Origin of the sequence: Cobetia sp. 10Alg 146, from assembly GCF_029846385.1 — a bacterium.
GTDB classification, from domain to species: Bacteria; Pseudomonadota; Gammaproteobacteria; order Pseudomonadales; family Halomonadaceae; genus Cobetia; species Cobetia marina.
This window is the reverse complement of sequence record NZ_JARWKT010000008.1, coordinates 201,100-219,370: the sequence shown is the minus strand read 5'-3', so window position 1 is coordinate 219,370 and position 18,271 is coordinate 201,100. Positions and strand designations below refer to the sequence as shown.

General features: G+C 64.6%; 17 protein-coding genes. 9 read left to right on the top strand and 8 right to left on the bottom strand.

From position 1 onward, the window contains the following. The 3 genes from rsxC to rsxA all read right to left on the bottom strand — a co-directional run. The coding region (rsxC, locus tag QD172_RS14630) for an electron transport complex subunit RsxC (RefSeq protein ID WP_279856136.1) at window positions 1–2,239 on the bottom strand (2,239 nt) is incomplete at its 3' end. Then, window positions 2,239–2,886, bottom strand: a complete 648-nt coding sequence (gene rsxB, locus QD172_RS14625) for an electron transport complex subunit RsxB (protein ID WP_077374199.1) — start codon at window positions 2,884–2,886, stop codon at window positions 2,239–2,241. The genes rsxB and rsxC, both read right to left, overlap by 1 nt. 1 nt (window position 2,887) lies before the next feature. After that, a complete protein-coding gene (rsxA, locus tag QD172_RS14620; RefSeq protein ID WP_077374196.1) occupies window positions 2,888–3,469 on the bottom strand; it encodes an electron transport complex subunit RsxA in 582 nt (193 codons plus the stop codon). Between the two features lie 341 nt (window positions 3,470–3,810). Between rsxA and QD172_RS14615 the strand changes: the two genes are divergently transcribed. Then, window positions 3,811–4,311: a DUF3465 domain-containing protein gene (locus tag QD172_RS14615; protein ID WP_279856135.1), complete on the top strand. Its 501-nt coding sequence runs from the start codon at window positions 3,811–3,813 to the stop codon at window positions 4,309–4,311. A 109-nt stretch (window positions 4,312–4,420) separates the two neighbouring features. On the opposite strand, the gene metG is transcribed toward QD172_RS14615, so the two are convergent. Then, window positions 4,421–6,472 carry a methionine--tRNA ligase gene (metG, locus tag QD172_RS14610; RefSeq protein WP_279856134.1) on the bottom strand — a complete coding sequence of 684 codons (2,052 nt, stop codon included), beginning with the start codon at window positions 6,470–6,472 and terminating at the stop codon, window positions 4,421–4,423. 247 nt (window positions 6,473–6,719) lie between these two features. On the opposite strand from metG, the gene QD172_RS14605 reads away from it, so the two are divergent. Next, window positions 6,720–7,193, top strand: a complete 474-nt coding sequence (locus tag QD172_RS14605; protein ID WP_279856133.1) for a TerB family tellurite resistance protein — start codon at window positions 6,720–6,722, stop codon at window positions 7,191–7,193. Between the two features lie 122 nt (window positions 7,194–7,315). On the opposite strand, the gene QD172_RS14600 is transcribed toward QD172_RS14605, so the two are convergent. Beyond that, window positions 7,316–8,020, bottom strand: a complete 705-nt coding sequence (locus QD172_RS14600) for a cell wall hydrolase (protein WP_084208219.1) — start codon at window positions 8,018–8,020, stop codon at window positions 7,316–7,318. Between the two features lie 404 nt (window positions 8,021–8,424). Here QD172_RS14600 and QD172_RS14595 point away from each other — a divergent pair, with 404 nt between their 5' ends. The 4 genes from QD172_RS14595 to QD172_RS14580 all read left to right on the top strand — a co-directional run bounded on the left by QD172_RS14595 (window position 8,425) and on the right by QD172_RS14580 (window position 13,059). Continuing rightward, window positions 8,425–9,138 carry an RNA pseudouridine synthase gene (locus tag QD172_RS14595; RefSeq protein ID WP_279856132.1) on the top strand — a complete coding sequence of 238 codons (714 nt, stop codon included), beginning with the start codon at window positions 8,425–8,427 and terminating at the stop codon, window positions 9,136–9,138. Window positions 9,139–9,271: 133 nt separating this feature from the next. Next, window positions 9,272–10,111: an iron-sulfur cluster carrier protein ApbC gene (gene apbC, locus QD172_RS14590; RefSeq protein WP_279856131.1), complete on the top strand. Its 840-nt coding sequence runs from the start codon at window positions 9,272–9,274 to the stop codon at window positions 10,109–10,111. A gap of 127 nt (window positions 10,112–10,238) precedes the next feature. Then, complete coding sequence (dcd, locus tag QD172_RS14585) at window positions 10,239–10,805, top strand: dCTP deaminase (RefSeq protein WP_043334107.1); 567 nt, start codon at window positions 10,239–10,241, stop codon at window positions 10,803–10,805. A gap of 262 nt (window positions 10,806–11,067) precedes the next feature. Continuing rightward, the gene (locus QD172_RS14580) at window positions 11,068–13,059 is read left to right on the top strand and encodes an autotransporter domain-containing protein (protein ID WP_279856130.1); all 1,992 of its coding nucleotides are present in this window, start codon (window positions 11,068–11,070) and stop codon (window positions 13,057–13,059) included. Window positions 13,060–13,191: 132 nt separating this feature from the next. Here the strand turns inward: QD172_RS14580 and purN are convergent, their stop codons facing one another. Both purN and purM read right to left on the bottom strand, forming a co-directional pair. After that, entirely contained in the window at window positions 13,192–13,968 is a 777-nt protein-coding gene (gene purN, locus QD172_RS14575) for a phosphoribosylglycinamide formyltransferase (RefSeq protein ID WP_176494409.1), read from the bottom strand. Next, the gene (purM, locus tag QD172_RS14570) at window positions 13,965–15,047 is read right to left on the bottom strand and encodes a phosphoribosylformylglycinamidine cyclo-ligase (protein ID WP_077374169.1); all 1,083 of its coding nucleotides are present in this window, start codon (window positions 15,045–15,047) and stop codon (window positions 13,965–13,967) included. The genes purN and purM overlap by 4 nt, the downstream gene beginning before the upstream one ends. 308 nt (window positions 15,048–15,355) lie before the next feature. Here purM and QD172_RS14565 point away from each other — a divergent pair, with 308 nt between their 5' ends. The 3 genes from QD172_RS14565 to QD172_RS14555 all read left to right on the top strand — a co-directional run bounded on the left by QD172_RS14565 (window position 15,356) and on the right by QD172_RS14555 (window position 17,779). Beyond that, entirely contained in the window at window positions 15,356–16,465 is a 1,110-nt protein-coding gene (locus tag QD172_RS14565) for an AI-2E family transporter (RefSeq protein WP_103751398.1), read from the top strand. A 37-nt stretch (window positions 16,466–16,502) separates the two neighbouring features. Then, window positions 16,503–17,201: a DnaA regulatory inactivator Hda gene (gene hda, locus QD172_RS14560; protein WP_077374165.1), complete on the top strand. Its 699-nt coding sequence runs from the start codon at window positions 16,503–16,505 to the stop codon at window positions 17,199–17,201. A 134-nt stretch (window positions 17,202–17,335) separates the two neighbouring features. Beyond that, on the top strand, window positions 17,336–17,779 hold the full coding sequence (locus QD172_RS14555; RefSeq protein ID WP_240916616.1) for a phosphate-starvation-inducible PsiE family protein: 444 nt from the start codon (window positions 17,336–17,338) through the stop codon (window positions 17,777–17,779). A gap of 58 nt (window positions 17,780–17,837) precedes the next feature. On the opposite strand, the gene QD172_RS14550 is transcribed toward QD172_RS14555, so the two are convergent. After that, entirely contained in the window at window positions 17,838–18,269 is a 432-nt protein-coding gene (locus tag QD172_RS14550) for a secondary thiamine-phosphate synthase enzyme YjbQ (RefSeq protein ID WP_136938633.1), read from the bottom strand. Between the last annotated feature and the right edge of the window lie 2 nt (window positions 18,270–18,271).

Sequence of the window (18,271 nt, the reverse complement as noted above, 5' to 3'; positions counted from 1 at the left end):
CGGCCTTCTTGACGGCGATGTTGGCGGCGGCACGCGCCGTCTTGAGCGCCTTGAGATCGGCTGCCGGGGCAGCGGCGCCTGTCGTGGAGGTGCTTGCCGCCGCAGGGGCAGCTGACTCGCTGGTCTCGCTGGCGGCCTTGAGGTCGGCTTCGGCCTTTGCCAGTCGGGCCCTGGCGTCCGTGACGCTGGCCTCCAGCGCCGCGATATCACCCTCACCGCTGTCCTGTGCCGTCTTGAGGGCCTTCTCGGCCTTCTTGACGGCGATGTTGGCGGCGGCACGCGCCGTCTTGAGCGCCTTGAGGTCGCCAGCCGAAGCTGCGGCAGCCGGGGCTGCGGCGGCGGGGGCGGACGCGCCGGTGGCAGCAGAGGCGGGGGCCGCAGCGGCGGACTCGCTTGCCTCACTGGCGGCCTTGAGGGCGCTCTCGGCGCTGGCAAGCTTGGCCTTGGCCGCGGTCACGTTGGCCTCAAGCGCCGCAAGATCACTGGCGCTGCTCTCGCCACTGTCCTGAGCCGCCTTGAGCGCCTTCTCGGCCTTCTTGAGAGCGATGTTGGCTGCGGCGCGCGCCGTCTTGAAGGCTTTGATATCGGTGGCCGGTGCCGGTTGGGCAGCCGTGGTCGCTGTGGAGGCCGAGGTCGACGTCGTGTCTGCGACGGCGCTGGCATCGGCGCGCGCTGCGGCGGCCTTCTGGGCGGCCTGGGCACGCTGTTGGCGCTTGGCTTCCTTCTCGGCTTCCTCGCGTGCCATGCGCGCCTGCTTGAACTCGAAGCGGTGACGGGCGCGCTCTGACTTGCGCGCCTCGTGCTGGGCGGTACGAATCTCGCCCTTGGCGAAGCGGTAATACTGCACCAGCGGAATCTGGCTGGGGCAGACATAGGAGCAGGCACCGCACTCGATGCAGTCCGCGAGGTTGTAGAGCTCGGCCTTGTCGAACTCGCGAGACTTGGAGAACCAGTAGAGCTGCTGCGGGAGCAGCTCCGCCGGACATGCCTGCTCGCACATGCCACAGCGGATGCAGGGTTGCTCGACAGCGGGGGCCGGCACCGCCTCAGGCGAGGAGGCCAGCAGACAATTGGTGGTCTTGATGATCGGCAGGGCGTCACTCTCGAGGGTGAAGCCCATCATCGGCCCACCCATCACCAGACGGGCGATGCCGCTCGCAGAAGGAGCAGCCAGGCGCAGCAGGTCACCGATGGCGGTGCCCAGGCGAGCCTCGACGTTGTGCGGGTGCTGCAGGGCCTCGCCAGTCAGGGTGACGACCCGCGAGATCATCGGCTCGCCGAAGCACACCGCACGCTGCACCGCGCGCACGGTGCCCGGATTGTGCACCACCACGCCGACATCCGCGGGCAGGCCGCGACTGGGCACTTCGCGGCCCGTCAGCAGCTTGATCAGCTGCTTCTCGCCGCCGGAAGGGTACTTGGTCGGCACCACCACGACTTCCAGACGTGAATCCAGCGGCGGCAGGCGCTTGTCGGCACGCCGGGCGCGAATCGCCTGCTCCAGCGCGATGACGGCCTCGGGCTTGTTGTCCTCGATACCGATCAGGATGCACTCGGGGCCGATCAGGCTGGCGAGAATCTCGAGCCCTTCGATCAGCGCTTCCGGATGCGTGCGCATGGTCAGGTCATCGGCGGTGATGTAAGGCTCACACTCCGCCGCGTTCAGAATCAGGGTGTCGATGGCGTGGCGCTCACGCACGCGCGCCTTCACCGCCGAGGGGAAGCCCGCACCGCCCTGGCCGACCACGCCGGCATCCTGCAGGCGCTGGATCAGGTCCTGGGCTTCCTGCTGGCGCCAGTCGCGCCAGGCCTCAAGGCGCGCCCATTCATCGATCTCGCCGTCACGCTCGATCACGATGCACAGATCTTCCAGGCCCGAGACGTGAGGGATCTGACGCGGCTCGATGGCGGTGACCACGCCGGTGATGCTGGCATGCACTGGCGCGGAGATCATGCCCTGGGCGCGAGCGATCAGCTCACCGGTCTTCACGCGCTGGCCGATCTCCACCAGCGGCTGGGCGGGCGCGCCGATATGCTGACTGAGCGGCAGTACCACCTCATGGGGCAGCGGTGCGGCCACCAGCGGGGCGCGATTGGAGAGTGCCTTGTGTTCCGGCGGGTGAATGCCGCCGTGGAAGTCGAATACGCGGGGAGCACTGTCACTGCCTGTCGCGCGCGGGGCAGCAGTGCTCGTGGCAGAACGGGACGTCACCATGGACTTGAGCAACGACAGAACCATCAGGCGACATTCCTTGCAGAGGTGGCGGTAGCGCGCTCTTGCGGGGCAGCGTCAGTGACGATCAGGCTGCCGCTGAAGCGGGTATTGTCTCGGGTCGGGCCGGCCGGCTGTGGCCAATGCCAGCTGCGCACGTCGGTGGCGACCGGCACCATGTCGATGCAGTCCACCGGGCAGGGCTCGACGCACAGGTCGCAGCCGGTGCATTCGTCGGCGATCACGGTGTGCATGTGCTTGGCGGCGCCCAGGATGGCGTCCACCGGGCAGGCCTGGATGCACTTGGTGCAGCCGATGCATTCGTCTTCGCGAATCACCGCCACCTTGGGGGTGTTGTCGGCATCGCCATCCAGCGGCGTGGCCTCGCGACCCAGCAGGTCGGCCAGCGAGGCGATGGTGCTCTCGCCACCCGGTGGGCACTTGTTGATCTCGTCCCCCTCGGCGATGGCCTGGGCATAGGGCTTGCAGCCCGGATAGCCGCACTGGCCGCACTGGGTCTGCGGCAGCAGCTGGTCGATCTGCTCGACGATGGGGTCGCCCTCGACCTTGAAGGCCACCGAGGCGAAGCCGAGCAGGCCACCGAAGACGATCGCCATGGCCACCAGCGCGATGATGGCGGAGATCAGCGTATGGTCGTTGAGGAAATCGAGCATGTCAGATCTGCACCAGTCCGGAGAAGCCGAGGAAGGCCAGCGACATCAGGCTGGCGGTGATCATCGCGATGGCCGGGCCCTGGAAGGGGCGTGGCACATCGGCGAAGGCCAGGCGCTCACGCATGGCGGCGAACAGCACCAGCACCAGCGAGAAGCCCACGGCCGCACCGAAACCGTAGAGCGTGGCTTCCATGAAGCTTGAATTGCGGTTCAGGGTCAGCAGCGCCACACCGAGCACCGCACAGTTGGTGGTGATCAGCGGCAGGAAGATGCCCAGCACCTGGTAGAGCAGCGGACTGGTCTTCTTGACCACCATCTCGGTGAACTGCACCACCACGGCAATCACCATGATGAACGCGATGGTGCGCAGGTACTCAAGCCCCAGCGGCGCGAGGATGAAGTGGTAGGTCAGGTAGGCGCACATCGAGGACAGAGTGAGCACGAAGGTGGTGGCCAGCGACATGCCCATCGCCGACTCCAGCTTGTTGGAGACCCCCATGAACGGGCACAAGCCGAGGAACTGAACCAGCACGAAATTGTTGACCAGGATGGTGCTGATCAGGATAAGAAGGTATTCACTCATCAGGGGCGTCGCTCGGTCAGGGTGTTTCGAAGGCGCTCTGGTGTACGGTCGACAGGCATGACGCTGCGCTAGCAGAAGATCATGGCGCGTCGCTGTCGTGCGCAGTCAGGATGCGGCACGTCAGGAAGGAGCGTCGAGCGCGGCAGCATTATACGCAAGATACTGCCTGCCGACAGCCTGTAGCGTGGCAATCAAGGCGCAGTGTTGCCAGTGTGAGACGGCCATTGTTTCGTGTTTTGCTTGGCTCTTGAAGTAATAAAGAAGAATTCCTTTATTACTTTTTATGATTCTGGCGTTGCCAGTGTCTTTTCATCCTCAAGGGATTGCACAAGGAGTGGGATATGCGTCGATCGGGTTCGCGCGGCAGGCGGCCGTTGTGGGTCATTGTCATCGTGGTCATCCTGGCGGGAATTTCCCAGCTGACGGGCAATGGCAACCTTTCGCTCACGCAGTTGTGGAGCGACTTCCGCTCACCGCAGACCACGCAGGAGCAGGGCACCGGCTCCGCGGATGAGCAGCGCCTGCGCGATGCCATCCGCGCGCAGCAGAGTGATGTGCAGGTGCGCGGCACGGGGGAGGTGATACGCCTGCTTCGGGATGATCTCAAGGGCAGTCGCCATCAGAAATTCCTGATTCGAGTGGCAGGCGGGACCACCATTCTGGTGGCGCACAACATCGATCTCGCGCCGCGTATCGACAGTCTTCAGGTCGGGGATCGCATCGGCTTCTACGGGGAATACGAGTGGACCGACAAGGGCGGCGTGATCCACTGGACGCATCATGATCCCGGTGGCCGCCATGTGGGCGGCTGGCTGGAGCATGCCGGTCGCCGTTACGAGTGATCGTGATACTGCCGAGTCCTGAGCCAGATGCCTGAACGACGACGCCCCGCCAGAGACTCTCTGGCGGGGCGTTGCGCTGAAGAGGCTTCAGCGAGGCTGAATCAGTGCATCAAGTGACGCGCTGTCCCGGCTTGGCACCGGTGTGCGGCTCCAGCAGGTAGATGCCTTCGTCGTCACCGGCGGCCAGCACCATGCCTTCGGACACGCCGAAGCGCATCTTGCGCGGTGCGAGGTTGGCGACCATCACGGTCAGGCGGCCTTCCAGGGCTTCCGGCGCGTAGGCGGACTTGATGCCGGAGAATACGGTGCGCGTCTCGCCGCCGATATCCAATGTCAGCTTGAGCAGCTTGGCCGCCTTCTCGACGTGCTCCGCCTTGACGATCTTCGCCACGCGCAGGTCGGTCTTCATGAAGGTGTCGAAGTCGATCTCCTCGGCGATCGGGTCGGCGTCGAGCGGGCTCGGCGCGGCGGCAGCTTCCGCCTTGGCGGTGCCGTCCTTGATCTTCTGCTCCTCGACCAGCACTTCGCGCGAGGCTTCGAGCATCTTGTCGATGCGCTCCGGCTCGACACGGGTCAGCAGCGGCTTGAACTTGTTGATGGCATGATCGGTCAGCACGCTTTCGCGGCTGGCCCAGTCCAGGCTCTCGAGGTTCAGGAAGTCGCGCGCCTTGTTGGCCAGCTCCGGAATCACCGGCGCCAGATAGACCATCAGCTGGCGGAACAGGTTGATGCCCACGGAGCAGACGTCGAGCACTTCCTGCTCGCGGCCGTCTTCCTTGGCCATCGCCCACGGCGCCTTGTCGGCGATGTAGGTGTTGGCTTCATCGGCCAGCTCCATCACCTTGCGCATGGCGCGGGCGAATTCACGGGCTTCGAAGTCCGCCGCGATGCCTTCGCCAGCGGCGATGAAGCGCTCGACCAGCTCCGGCTCGGCGCAGGTGGCGGACAGCTTGCCGTCGCCCAGCTTCTTGACGAAGCCGGCACAGCGGCTGGCGATGTTGACCACCTTGCCGACCAGGTCGGAATTCACGCGGGCGGTGAAGTCCTCGAGGTTGAGGTCGAGGTCATCGACGCCGGAGGTCAGCTTGGCGGCGAAGTAGTAGCGCAGGTATTCCGGGTTGAGGAACTGCGCGTAGGTATCGGCCTTGATGAAGGTGCCGCGCGACTTGGACATCTTGGCGCCGTTCACGGTCACGAAGCCGTGGCAGTTGACGCCGGTCGGGGTGCGCATGCCGGCACCTTCCAGCATCGCCGGCCAGAACAGGGCGTGGAAGTAGACGATGTCCTTGCCGATGAAGTGATAGACCTCGGCGTCGGAATCGGCCTTCCAGTAGCTGTCGAAGTCGATGCCCTGCTTCTCGCACAGGTTCTGGAAGCTGGCGAGATAGCCGATCGGCGCGTCCAGCCACACGTAGAAGTACTTGCCCGGCGCGTCCGGAATCTCGAAGCCGAAGTACGGTGCATCGCGGGAGATGTCCCACTCGGCCAGACCCGCCTCGAACCATTCCTGCAGCTTGTTGGAGATCTGGCTCTGCACGCGGCCGCTCTTGGTCCACTCCTTGAGGAACTCGGCGAAGTTCGGCAGCTTGAAGAAGTAGTGCGTGGAGGTGCGCATTTCCGGGGTGGCACCGGAGATGGCAGAGACCGGATCGATCAGCTCGGCCGGCGTGTAGGCCGCGCCGCAGGCTTCACAGTTGTCGCCGTACTGGTCTTCGGTCTTGCACTTCGGGCAGGTGCCCTTGATGAAGCGGTCGGCGAGGAACAGGCCCTTGACCGGGTCGAACATCTGCTCGATGTCACGGGTGGCGATATGGCCGGCATCACGCAGCGCCAGATAGATGCGCTCGCTGTGGGCGCGGTTCTCCGGCGAGTGGGTGGAGTGGTAGTTGTCAAAGTCGACACCGAACTTGGCGAAGTCGGCCTGGTGCTCGTCACTCACACGCTGGATCAGCTGCTCGGCGGTGACACCTTCCTGCTCGGCACGCAGCATGATGGCGGTACCGTGGGCGTCATCGGCGCACACGTAATGGCATTCGTGGCCACGACTTTTCTGGAAGCGTACCCAGATGTCGGTCTGGATGTACTCAAGCAGGTGACCCAGGTGGATCGACCCATTGGCATAGGGCAGGGCACTGGTGACCAGAATCTTGCGCGCTGACATGAGGCCTCGTCTTGACGGTAAAGGGCGCCTGCTGCGTGAAGGGCAGCGGCTCGCCGGGATGACACGTGATAGGGGCGAACGCATCGCCCCGTCGGGATGAGCGCTACTATATCGCGAAGGTGCGGGCGGCGCGAAGGGCGCGTCGCGTCACCAGCAACGCCGCCATGCGCAACTGTGCGGTTGCATCCCTTCCCGGCGCCCTCATGAAGGATGCTATACGCCACTTTTCCCGTTTCTGGAGGTCAGCATGGCAGCTCAACTATCTGTCGCAGGTCAGATCAATCGTCTCATCCGTCAGGTGATGATGCCCGGCAGCAACGCGCGCCCCAACGATGAACCCGGCCCCGAGCTTGCGATGGCCGTGCTGATGTTCGAGGTGGTGCGCGCCGATGACCACCTCGATGTGCGCGAGCGAGAAGCGCTTGCACGTCAGCTGGCCGAGCGTTTCTCGCTGGAGAAGGATGAGCTTGCCAGCCTGTTGTCCCAGGCCGAACAGGATGCCGAACAGGCCACGGATCACTACCGCTTCGTCAAGCAGCTCAACGAGCACATGAGCCTTGAGGAGCGCACCGAGCTGATCGGCATGCTCTGGGAGCTGGCGTACGCCGATGGCGAGCTGGATGCCCATGAGGAGCATCGCATCCGCCGGCTTGCCGGACTGCTGCACGTCAGTCACAGCGAATTCATCCGTACCAAGCTGACGGCCCAGCCGAACAAGTAAGCGCAGCCGCTCTCATGCAGACGCCCCCGCTGCCAATGGCAACGGGGGCGTCGTGTTTCCGACTTGTGGTCGCAGTGTCGGTAGGCTCTCAACAGTGGTCATCCAGCAACAGCGGCTCGCGCTCAGTTGCGATAGAACAGGTGCTGACCGATGCGCGCGGTGCGCACGAAGCGCTTGGCCCAGTAGGGCGTAGCGTAGCGGGCGTGGAAGTAGAGCGCGCCGTCGGTGACGTCTTCCAGCTGATGGTTGAGCGCCTGCCGAGCCACGTCGCGTGCCTCGGCGTAGGCTTCCGGCTCGCGAATCCTGTCGGAACGCCCGTCACACCACCAGGAGAACTGGCAGCTGCCGCTCTCGCCGCCCTGCTTGACCACGCCACAGAGGCTGTCGGGGAAGCGCGGGTCGGCGGCGCGATTGATCACCACGTTGACGATGCCCTGCATGCCGCTTCGGCCTTCGCCCTTGGCTTCCCAGTAGGCGGCGCGCGCCAGACAGGTCAGCGGGTCGTCCACCGGTCGCTGGCCATTGGGGTCGATGGCGCGGGCGCCGGCCTTGGTCAGCAACAGCTCATCGGGGATATCGTCCTGGCCTCGCACCAGCAGGCTCTCGAGGCGCTCGGCCTTGGCGGCGGCGCTGACGGCATTGGCAGCGGCAGGGGTGTCCGAGGCCTGTGGCGCCGAGCAGCCAGCCGCCAGCGTCAGCCCCGCGACAAGCAGCAGATGACGCAGTCCACGCAGCGTGGCGTGGCGGTCGATGCCGGCAATGCCGCGGCGCGGTGCCGGGGGTGTAGCGTGGGCACGCACGGGGTGCGCGGATGTCGATGGACGCATGCAGTTTACCTGTAGACATGTCCTGTAGGCTTGGGGTGGTGTGCCAATCTAGGCAGTGACACAGGCATCCCCCGGCGTGATGACCCTTCGGGCGCGATCGAGCAGTAATGGTCGCATGAGGGCGAGTCGCGCAGACGCGCCATCTTGCCCGATGTCATTCGTTCGATGCCCCTTGTCGGCTTCAACGCAACTCTGACGCAGCTCAGACGACGGCAGTCGGGAAGAGTTCCCTGCCGCCATTGAATCACGCCGGGCGGCGGCGGGCATTCTCCCGTGTCATCGCGCCGGCTTGTCGTTATCATGGCCGGTCTTCGTGATTGTCCATCGTGCATCACACTTCGTCATCCTGCGCTGGTGCGTGCCATTGCCTCCGGTCGCTAGCGTCGCTGTCCTTGAGAGTTTCCATGACTGAACCCGTCCGTCTATCCAAGTTCCTGGCCCATCAGCAGGGCATTTCACGTCGTGAAGCCGAGCATCTCATCGCCCAGGGCGTGGTGCGAGTCGCGGGCGAAGTCGTCGAGGCGCCGTTCTTCAAGGTCACGGATGAGGAAGTCACGGTCGATGAGGGCGCCAGCATGGAGCCCATCGCGCCGATGACTCTGGTGTGGTATCGCCCGCCGGGCGCTCCGCTGCCGGACCCGCTCACCCTGCGTGACGGCGCGCCGCGCAGTGCGCTGGACCACAGCGGTGCCGACTGGCTCAAGGTGCATTTCCTGTCCCAGCAGCCGCTGGCGGAGCTCGGCGAGGATGAATCCGGTCTCGCGGTGTGGTCACAGAATCGTGGTGTGATCCGCAAGCTCGGTGATGACCTGGACCAGCTGGAGCAGGAATACGTCGTCGAAGTGGAAGGGACGCTGGATGACGACGGCCTCAAGCGTATCGGCTTCGCGCTGTGCGCCGACATCCGCGGGCGCAAGCCCAAGGTCAGCATCAGCTGGCAGAGCGACACCCGTCTGCGCATCGCCATGAAGCGAGTGCCGGTGGGCGGTATCCGCGGTGCGGTCGAGGAGCAGGGCCTCAGGGTCATCGAGGTGCGCCGCCTGCGCCTGGGCGCGATCCTGCTGGGCCGCATGGCACCGGGCGAGTGGCGCTTCCTGCCGGTCGACGTGCGTTTCTGATCATGGTTCATCGGGTCATGACTCCTCGAGGCATGTCCCATCGGCTTGGCCCGTATCGCGGTGGCAGGCATACTGTGCCCATCGTGTTCCACGGCTTTTTTCGCTGACAGTTCAGACGTCTGCGCCTGCTGCGTTGACCGCGCGGCGCAGGCCGTCACAGGAGTTTCAAGATATGGAAGGTATCAAGCACATCGTGGCCGTCGCCTCCGGCAAGGGTGGCGTCGGCAAGTCCACCGTGACGGCCAATCTGGCACTGGCGCTGGCTCAGGAAGGTCTCAAGGTCGGCCTGCTGGACGCCGACATCTACGGGCCGAGTCAGGCGCAGATGTTCGGCGTGCCGACCGGTCAGCGTCCGGAGATGACCGGTGAGCAGGTCTTCAGCCCCATCGAGGCCCACGGCATCAAGACCATGTCGATGGCCTATCTGGTCGACGTGAAGGACCCGATGGTCTGGCGTGGCCCGATGGTCGCGGGTGCCTTCCAGCAGTTGCTCAACCAGACTGCCTGGGGAGAGCTGGACGTGCTGTTGATCGACATGCCGCCGGGCACCGGTGACATCCAGCTGACCCTGTCCCAGAAGGTGCCGGTCTCCGGGGCTGTCATCGTCACCACGCCGCAGGACATCGCGCTGCTGGATGCCCAGAAGGGCATCGAGATGTTCCGCAAGGTCAAGGTGCCGGTGCTGGGCGTGGTCGAGAACATGAGCACGCATACCTGCAGCCAGTGTGGCCACAGTGAAGCGGTCTTCGGTGCCGGTGGCGGTGAGCGCATCGCCGAGGAATACCAGACTCGTCTGCTGGGCCAGCTGCCGCTGACCCTGAGCATCCGCGAGAATGCCGATGGTGGTCGTCCCAGCGTGATCGCGGAGCCGCAAGGCGAGGTGGCCAAGTGCTTCCTCTCCATCGCGCGTCAGGTCATCGAGACCCTGGACACTGCCGAGGCGGACGAAGGCCCGAGCATCAGCTTCAGCTGAGCCTGAGCCGACACGCCGCCGTCGCCTCGTCGCGAGGTTTCCAGCGGCGCAGCGGGCCGGTATCATGCTGGCCCGCGTTTCATGGCGCTCACGCGTCTCTCCCCCATCAGTCAGTCAGGTACGCTCGATGAGCATCAAATCCGACAAGTGGATCCGTCGCATGGCCGAAAGCCACGACATGATCGAACCCTTTGAGCCCGATCAGGTGCGCTTTCACGATGAGCGCCGTGTGATTTCCTACGGCACCTCCAGCTACGGCTACGACGTGCGCTGTTCGGATGAATTCAAGGTCTTCACCAACATCCATTCGGCGACGGTGGACCCCAAGCACTTCGACGAGAAGAGCTTCGTGGACGTGAAAGGCGATTCCTGCGTGATTCCGCCCAACTCCTTCGCACTGGCCCGTACCATCGAGTACTTCCGCATTCCGCGTAACGTGCTGACCATCTGCCTGGGCAAGTCCACCTACGCGCGCTGCGGCATCATCGTCAACGTGACGCCGCTGGAGCCGGAGTGGGAAGGGCACGTCACCCTCGAGTTCTCCAACACCACCAACCTGCCGGCGCGTATCTACGCCAATGAAGGCGTGGCGCAGATGCTGTTCCTCGAGTCCGACGAAGTCTGCGAGACCAGCTACAAGGATCGCGGTGGCAAGTATCAGGGCCAGCGTGGCGTGACACTGCCGCGTACCTGAGGCACCGGTAGCGGTACTGCTTTCGCTGCCAGCCGCACCTGTGATTGCCAAAAGCGCCTCCCCCGGGAGGCGCTTTTCTTTGCGTGAGCGCAGGCGAGATCCGTCGCGGATGTGCTCGCTGCTTGCTGCTTGCGAGCCGAAGCATTAGTCGGAAGTTGAACGAAACATTCGATTCAATCACTTGTTTTATTGCCTATGCTTGTCTGCAGGCCACCCCAGAGTGGCTGCAGGACGGATACCTCCCACAAGCAAGGGGCACGCCATGCCATCGCGTTCACATCGCGCTGTATTCCCTCCGACCAGCGCCAGCGGTCTGGTCCGACGTTTCACTCTGAGCAGTCTCGCGCTCGCCATCAGCACCACGCTGCTGGCGACTCCCGCGCAGGCCTATTCCGACATCTATCTCTTCGGCGACAGCCTGAGCGATTCCGGGCAGTTCCCCGATACCACCCTGGGCGGCCTCAACAGCCTGCGATTCACCAACCGCAGCGGGCCGGATTACGAGAACTCGCCCTATGGCAGCGTCTCGACCCAGTTGCTGGCCACGGAGCTTGGGCTTGCCGCTGAGCCTTCCACCTCGGTGATCTATCAATTGGCCGGCTTCAGTGACGGCACCAACTACGCCGTGGGCGGCTATACCACGGCGCAGATTCTGGCCTCGGTGACCGACGAGGATGGCTCCGAGGTGGTCATCCCCGCGGGCAGCCCGGGCGGTGGTACGGTGCTCAGGGTCGAGGATGGCTATCTGGTCAGCACCGGCGGCAGTGCCGACCCGGACGCGCTCTATTACGTCAATGGCGGTGGCAATGACTTCCTGCAGGGCGTGATCACCTCACCGGCCACGGCGGTCGCCTCCGCCGGCAATCTGGCCGCGGCGGTGGAGGCACTGGCGGCGGCGGGGGCGACCACCATCATGGTCTCCAACCTGCCGGATGTCGGCAGCACGCCGGCAGGTCAGTCGGCGGGTGCCGCGCAGGCGGCGGGGACCTCCGCGCTGGTGGGCGTCTTCAATGACGCGCTGGGCGAGCGATTGGCGGCGCTGGATGGTCAGGTCAACATCATCCGGCTCGACACCGTCGGCATTCTCGAGGAGGTACTGGCATCGCCGGCCGAGTTTGGCTTTGCCAGCGACGTGCCGCTGACCCAGGTGTGCTTCTCGGACAGCTGCAACGTCACGTCTTATGGGCTGGGCGGAGCTGCAGAAGACCCGGACTCCCTGCTGTTCAATGACGGGGTGCACCCGACCAGCGCCGGCCAGGAGATTCTCGCCGACTACGCCTATGCGATGCTCGCCGCGCCCTCGGTACTGGGGTTGGCGCCGCAGCTGGGCACGGGGGCGCTCAATGCCAGTCAGCGCAGTCTCGCCGACGAATTGCGCCCCGGGGCGCAGCATCCGCAGGCGGGAGGGGAGACGGGCGTGCGTGTGTTCGCCATCGGCTCGGCCACTGGCGGCACCGGCGATGGCGAGACCTCCACCGGCCAGCAAGGCGTTGACAGCGAACAGCGCGGCGCGGGTGTCGGCGTGATGCTGCCGCTGGACAACGCGCTCGGCCGCGCCTGGGGCGGGGTGGCGGTCAGTCAGCGCCATGCGGACTTCGATGTCGATGATGGCAGTGAGCTTGAATTGGAAGGCCAGGTGTTCAGTCTGTTCGCCCGTCAGCAGCTGGGCAGAGTTGGCATGCAGGCAGTGGCCAGCTACGGTGACTTCGAGTACGACCTCGACCGCCATGTCGCGCTGGGCCAGTCATCGCGCACCCTGTCCGGTGAGACGGATGGCGATGGCTTCAGCGCCGAGGCGCGTCTCGACTATCGCCTCACCGCCGCCGATTCGCTGTGGTACAACGCGCCCTTCGTGGCCTATCGTCACACCGAGTCCGACCTCGATGGCTACACCGAATCCGGCTCCGCCGCCAATGCCCTGAGCGTCTCGGATCAGACGCTGCGCGATCGGCGTGTCGAGCTGGGCTTCATGGTCGATCGCGCCGTCGCGGATGGCTTCGGCCTCTACGGGGAGCTGGCCTACGGCAAGCGTCTCGATGATGACGCCGAGAGCGCCGAGGTGCGTCTGGCGAGCCTGCCGACCAACGCCTACAGCGCCGAGGATCTCGATCGCGGCAGTGACAACTACCTGCGTGTCGATGGCGGCTGGCGCATGCAACTGGGCCGCAATGCCATGCTGCATCTGGGGGCAGGGTTCGAGACATGGGATGAGGTGACGGCGCGCGGCGAGGTGGGCGTGAGTTATACCTTCTAGAAGCGCAAGCGCCGAGAGAGAAGGGAAGCGTGAGAGACAAGAAGACCCCGTGACATTGGCATGTCGCGGGGTCTTCTGTTTTCAGCTCGCTGTCAGCTCAGCCTGCCTTGTTAGCAAGGCAGACAGTGCGGATCAGTCTTCTTCGCCTTCCGGCAGCTCATCGCTGAGCTCTTCTTCCACATCGGCGTGGGAGAGGCGCAGACCGCCCACCGGCAGGTCATGGCCGTCGAGCTTGGCCACTTCGCCGTCGAGCTTCAGGCGGCCTTCGAGGAACCAGCGCACCGCGATCGGGTAGATCAGATGCTCACGCGTGTGCACGCGTTCCTTGAGGCTGGCTTCGTCATCACCTTCCAGCACGTTGGCGACGGCCTGGATCGCCACCGGACCACCGTCGAGCTCCTCGGTGACGAAGTGCACGCTGGCGCCGTGTTCCTTCTCGCCAGCTTCCAGAACCTTGCGATGGGTATCAAGGCCCGGCCAGGCCGGCAGCAGTGACGGATGGATGTTGATCAGTCGACCGAAGAAGCGCTGCACGAAGATCGGCGACAGGATGCGCATGAAGCCGGCCAGCACGATGAGATCCGGCTCGTGGCGTTCGATCACCTTGATCAGGGCACCATCGTAGTGCTCGCGATTCTCGTACTCGTCATGCGGCAGCACCACGGCATCCACGCCCGCTTCGCGTGCGCGCACCAAGCCGTAGGCATCGGCCTTGTTGGAAATCACCGCGACCACGTCGCCGCCCAGCTCATCGTGCTCCTGAGCCTCCAGCAGCGCCTGCAGGTTGCTGCCGCTGCCGGAGATCAGTACCACGACGCGTGGGCGTACCGGCGTGTCATCCGCCTCGAAACCGTTGCCGAAGCCGCCGAGAGTGTCACCGTTGGAGGCGTTGGTAGTCGGTTCGATCATGCGGACAGATTCTCCAGCTGGACCTGTTCTTCTTCGCCCTTGCGTGCACGGATGGCGCCGAGGGTGAAGACCGTCTCGCCCTGGGCTTCCAGGTGAGCGCGCGCGGCATCGGCATCCGCCGCGGCCACGACGACGACCATGCCGACGCCACAGTTGAGCACGCGGTGCATCTCGTGCTCCTCGACATTGCCCTGCTGCTGCAGCCAGTCGAACACGGCCGGACGCTTCCAGCTGGCGACGTCGATCTCGGCGGTGCAGTCATGCGGCAGCACGCGCGGGATGTTCTCGAGCAGGCCACCACCGGTGATGTGGGACATGGCATGCACGCTGACATCGCTTTCCTTGAGCAGGGACAGCAGCGGCTTGACGTAGATGCGCGTCGGCGCCATCAGGGCGTCAGCCAGCGGCTGGCCGTCGATCTGCTGCTCCAGCAGCGAGGCATCGGCGACTTCGAGAATCTTGCGGATCAGCGAGTAGCCGTTGGAGTGCGGGCCGGAGGAGGCCAGACCCAGAATCACGTCGCCTTCGCCGACCTTCTTGCCGTCGAGGATCTCGGACTTCTCGACCACACCGACGCAGAAGCCGGCCAGATCGTAGTCACTGCCTTCGTACATGCCCGGCATCTCGGCCGTCTCGCCGCCGACCAGTGCACAGCCGGACTGCAGGCAGCCTTCGCCGATCCCGGTGACGACGTCAGCGGCGATGTCGACGTCCAGCTTGCCGGTGGCATAGTAGTCGAGGAACTGCAGCGGCTCGGCGCCGGCGACCACCAGATCATTGACACACATGGCGACCAGATCGATGCCGATGGTGTCGTGACGGTTGAGGTCCATGGCCAGGCGCAGCTTGGTGCCCACGCCATCGGTACCGGTGACCAGCACGGGCTGGCGATAGCCTTGCGGCAGTTCGCACAGGGCGCCGAAGCCACCCAGACCACCCATCACTTCCGGGCGGTGAGTGCGCTTGGCGACACCCTTGATGCGTTCCACGAGGGCGTTGCCTGCATCGATATCGACACCTGCATCCTTGTAGCTCAAGGAAGTCTTGCTGGGCGAGGAGTCCTGGGGGCGTTGCGTCATGTGAGGTTCCTGTCGGTGCGGCCTGAGCGGTGAGACACGATCGATCGGGGGAAAGAAAGGCGGCTATTGTAGCATTGCGCTTCACGGCTGACACCGTGGCGTTTCACAAAAAATGGCCATGATGTGAAAGACACGCCCCGAGCGCTTTCCTGAGGGCGCGCCAGTCCCTTTGGCCATCTTTCGTCAGGTGGGTCGTCCCGTTCGCCGGGCGCTTGTGGGTGAGTCAGTGACAGGCAACAATGGGGGCATGCGTGGACCGTCGGCGACATGCCGCCTGTGAGCCACACGGCTTGTCTCAAGGAGTGATGATGCAGCGTAAATGGTGGTTGCTGGCCGCAGGCGTGGCCCTGCTCGGGTTGCTGGTTCTGCTGGAGCCGATTCTGATGCCGTTCTTCATCGGCATGATTCTCGCCTATCTGGGCGACCCGCTGGCCGACTGGCTGGAAGAGAAGGGCCTGTCGCGCCGACTGGCCGTCAGCCTGGTGTTCAGCGTGCTCTCGGTGGTGCTGCTGATCGCGCTGCTCATTCTGGTGCCGCTGCTCGGGCGTCAGCTGGCGCAGTTGATCAGCTTCATGCCGATGGTCTTCAACTGGATACGCGAGACGATCCTGCCGGAAGTGCAGGCCTTCACCGGCATGGATTTCAGCGCCGATTTCGATCAGGTGCGCTCGCTGCTGCTGGGCAACTGGAAGGAAACCGGTACCTTCGCCGCCGCTTTCCTGGGCACCGTCTCCAAATCCGGGCTCGCCATGGCCATCTGGCTGGGCAACCTGGCGCTGATTCCCGTCGTCACCTTCTATCTGCTGCTCGACTGGGACCGCATGAAGGAGAAGCTGCAGGGGCTCCTGCCGCGCCACATGGAGCCGACCGCCACGCGGCTGGCCCATGACTGTGACGAGGTACTGGGTGCCTTCCTGCGCGGGCAGCTGCTGGTGATGCTGAGTCTGGGCATCGTCTATGCCATCGGCCTTGCCATCATCGGCCTCAAGTTCGCGCTGCTCATCGGGCTGGTGGCGGGGCTCGCCAGTATCGTGCCGTATCTGGGCGTCATCGTCGGGGTGTTGATCGCGGCGACGGTGGCCTTCTTCCAGTTCGGCGAGTGGTGGGCGCTGCTGGCGGTGGGCGGTGTCTTCGCGCTGGGGCAGCTGCTGGAAGGCGTGGTGTTGCAACCCCTGCTGCTGGGCGACAAGATTGGCCTGCACCCCGTGGCGGTCATCTTTGCCGTCATGGCCGGCGGGCAGCTGTTCGGGTTCACGGGCATTCTGCTGGCGCTGCCGGTAGCCGCCGTGATCATGGTGCTCTTGCGTTATCTGCATGATCGCTATAAAAACAGTACTTTATATGATCAACAGCGTGATTCTCGCCCCGTGGCCGCCAGTGAGCCACCCGCGCCTTCGGCGGCAGAGGATACCCAGTGATCGAGAGAGATCACGGCAACAACAACCAGCATGACGGATGGCAATGACACAGGGACAGATGGCACTCGGCGTCGGGGTACGCGACGCCGCGACCTTCGACAACTACCACTTCACCTCCACCTCGCTGGCAGAGGCCCTCAAGGGGCAGCTTGCTGACGGCGGGGAGCCCTTCGTCTATCTATGGGGCGGTGAGCAGAGTGGGCGTAGCCATCTGTTGCAGGCGGCATGCCATCTGGCGGGAGAGCAGGGCAAGCGTGCCTTCTACCTGCCGCTCAAGGAGATTGGCCACTTCCCGCCGCACATGCTGGAAGGGTTGGACGAGATGGATCTGGTCGCCATCGACGACCTCGAGAGCGTGATCGGCCGCAAGCGCTGGGAAGAGGCGCTGTTCCACCTTTACAACCGCCTGCGTGACAGTGGCCGCCACCTGCTGGTCAGCGCCAGCTGTGCGCCGCGCCTGCTCCCCGTCACCCTGCCGGACCTGGCCTCACGCCTCTCCTGGGGCGTCACCTTCCACCTCTCCGGGCTGGATGATGGCCAGCGTCTCGAGGCGCTCAAGCTGCGCGCCAAGGACCACGGCCTCGCGCTGCCCGATGAAGTCGCCCGCTACATCCTGCATCGCGGGCCGCGCAGCCTGCCGGGCCTGTTCGCCGCGATGATCGAGCTCGACAACGCCTCGCTCTCCGCCCAGCGCAAGCTCACCATTCCCTTCGTCAAGCAGACCCTCGGCTGGTAGACGCCGCGCCTGCGCGGGCTACTTGGCCCAATCTTGCCTTCATCACGACCGCGGCACCGATATTGCAGTCTCTTTCTCATCATCTCTGTCTGAGGACACGCGGCATGAACAGGCTAGACAAGCATCGAGAGCGCATGCACAAGCAAGCCAACTCGATCGGCAATTTCCTGGTCGAGGGCTTTCATTATCTTGGGCTGTTCGCCATCGGCGGAGCCATCGCCATTGCCTCGGTGTCGGCCTTCTTCGAGATGTTCGCCAAGGGCTCGGCCAGCGTTGATGACATCCTGCTGCTGTTCATCTATCTCGAACTCGGCGCGATGGTCGGTATCTACTTCAAGACCAACCACCTGCCGATCCGCTTTCTGCTCTACATCGCCATCACCGCGCTGACGCGCTACCTCATCGGTGATGTCTCCCACCACAAGGCCCCCGATATCGGCCTGCTCTACCTCTGCGGCGGCATTTTCTTCCTTGCCCTCTCGGTACTCGCCGTACGCTTCGCCTCCTACAAATATCCCTCCAGCCGCGCCATGGACCCGATGGGCGGCACGGTAGGGGACGAGGACTCGACGCGATAAGCCCGTGTTTCAGTAGCTTCTGAAGACCCCAAAGGCCGCGATCACTCGCGGCCTTTTTTCATTCTCCACTCAGCGTCAGACACAACCTGCGACTGCCGCCGTGGTCGCGGTGTTCGCCGAGCCAGATGCCTTGCCAGGTGCCGAGGGCGAGGCGGTTGACGCCGCGGCGGGCTTCGACGGGCAGGGTGAGTTGGGTGCCGAGCAGGCTGGCGAGTACATGGGCGGGCATGTCGTCATCGCCTTCCAGCGTGTGGCGGAAGTAGGGCAGGTTGCCGGGCACCAGGCGGCGCAGGAAGGCGTCCATGTCGTGACGCACGTCGGGGTCGGCGTTCTCGTTGAGCGTCAGCGAGGCGGAGGTGTGCAGCAGCTGCACATGCAACAGGCCAACACTGACCGGCGGCATTTCGGCCAATGCCTGCTCCACCTCGTCACTGATGAGGTGAAAGCCACGCTTGCGAGCGGAGAGGGTGAGCGTGTCGCGTTGCCACATAG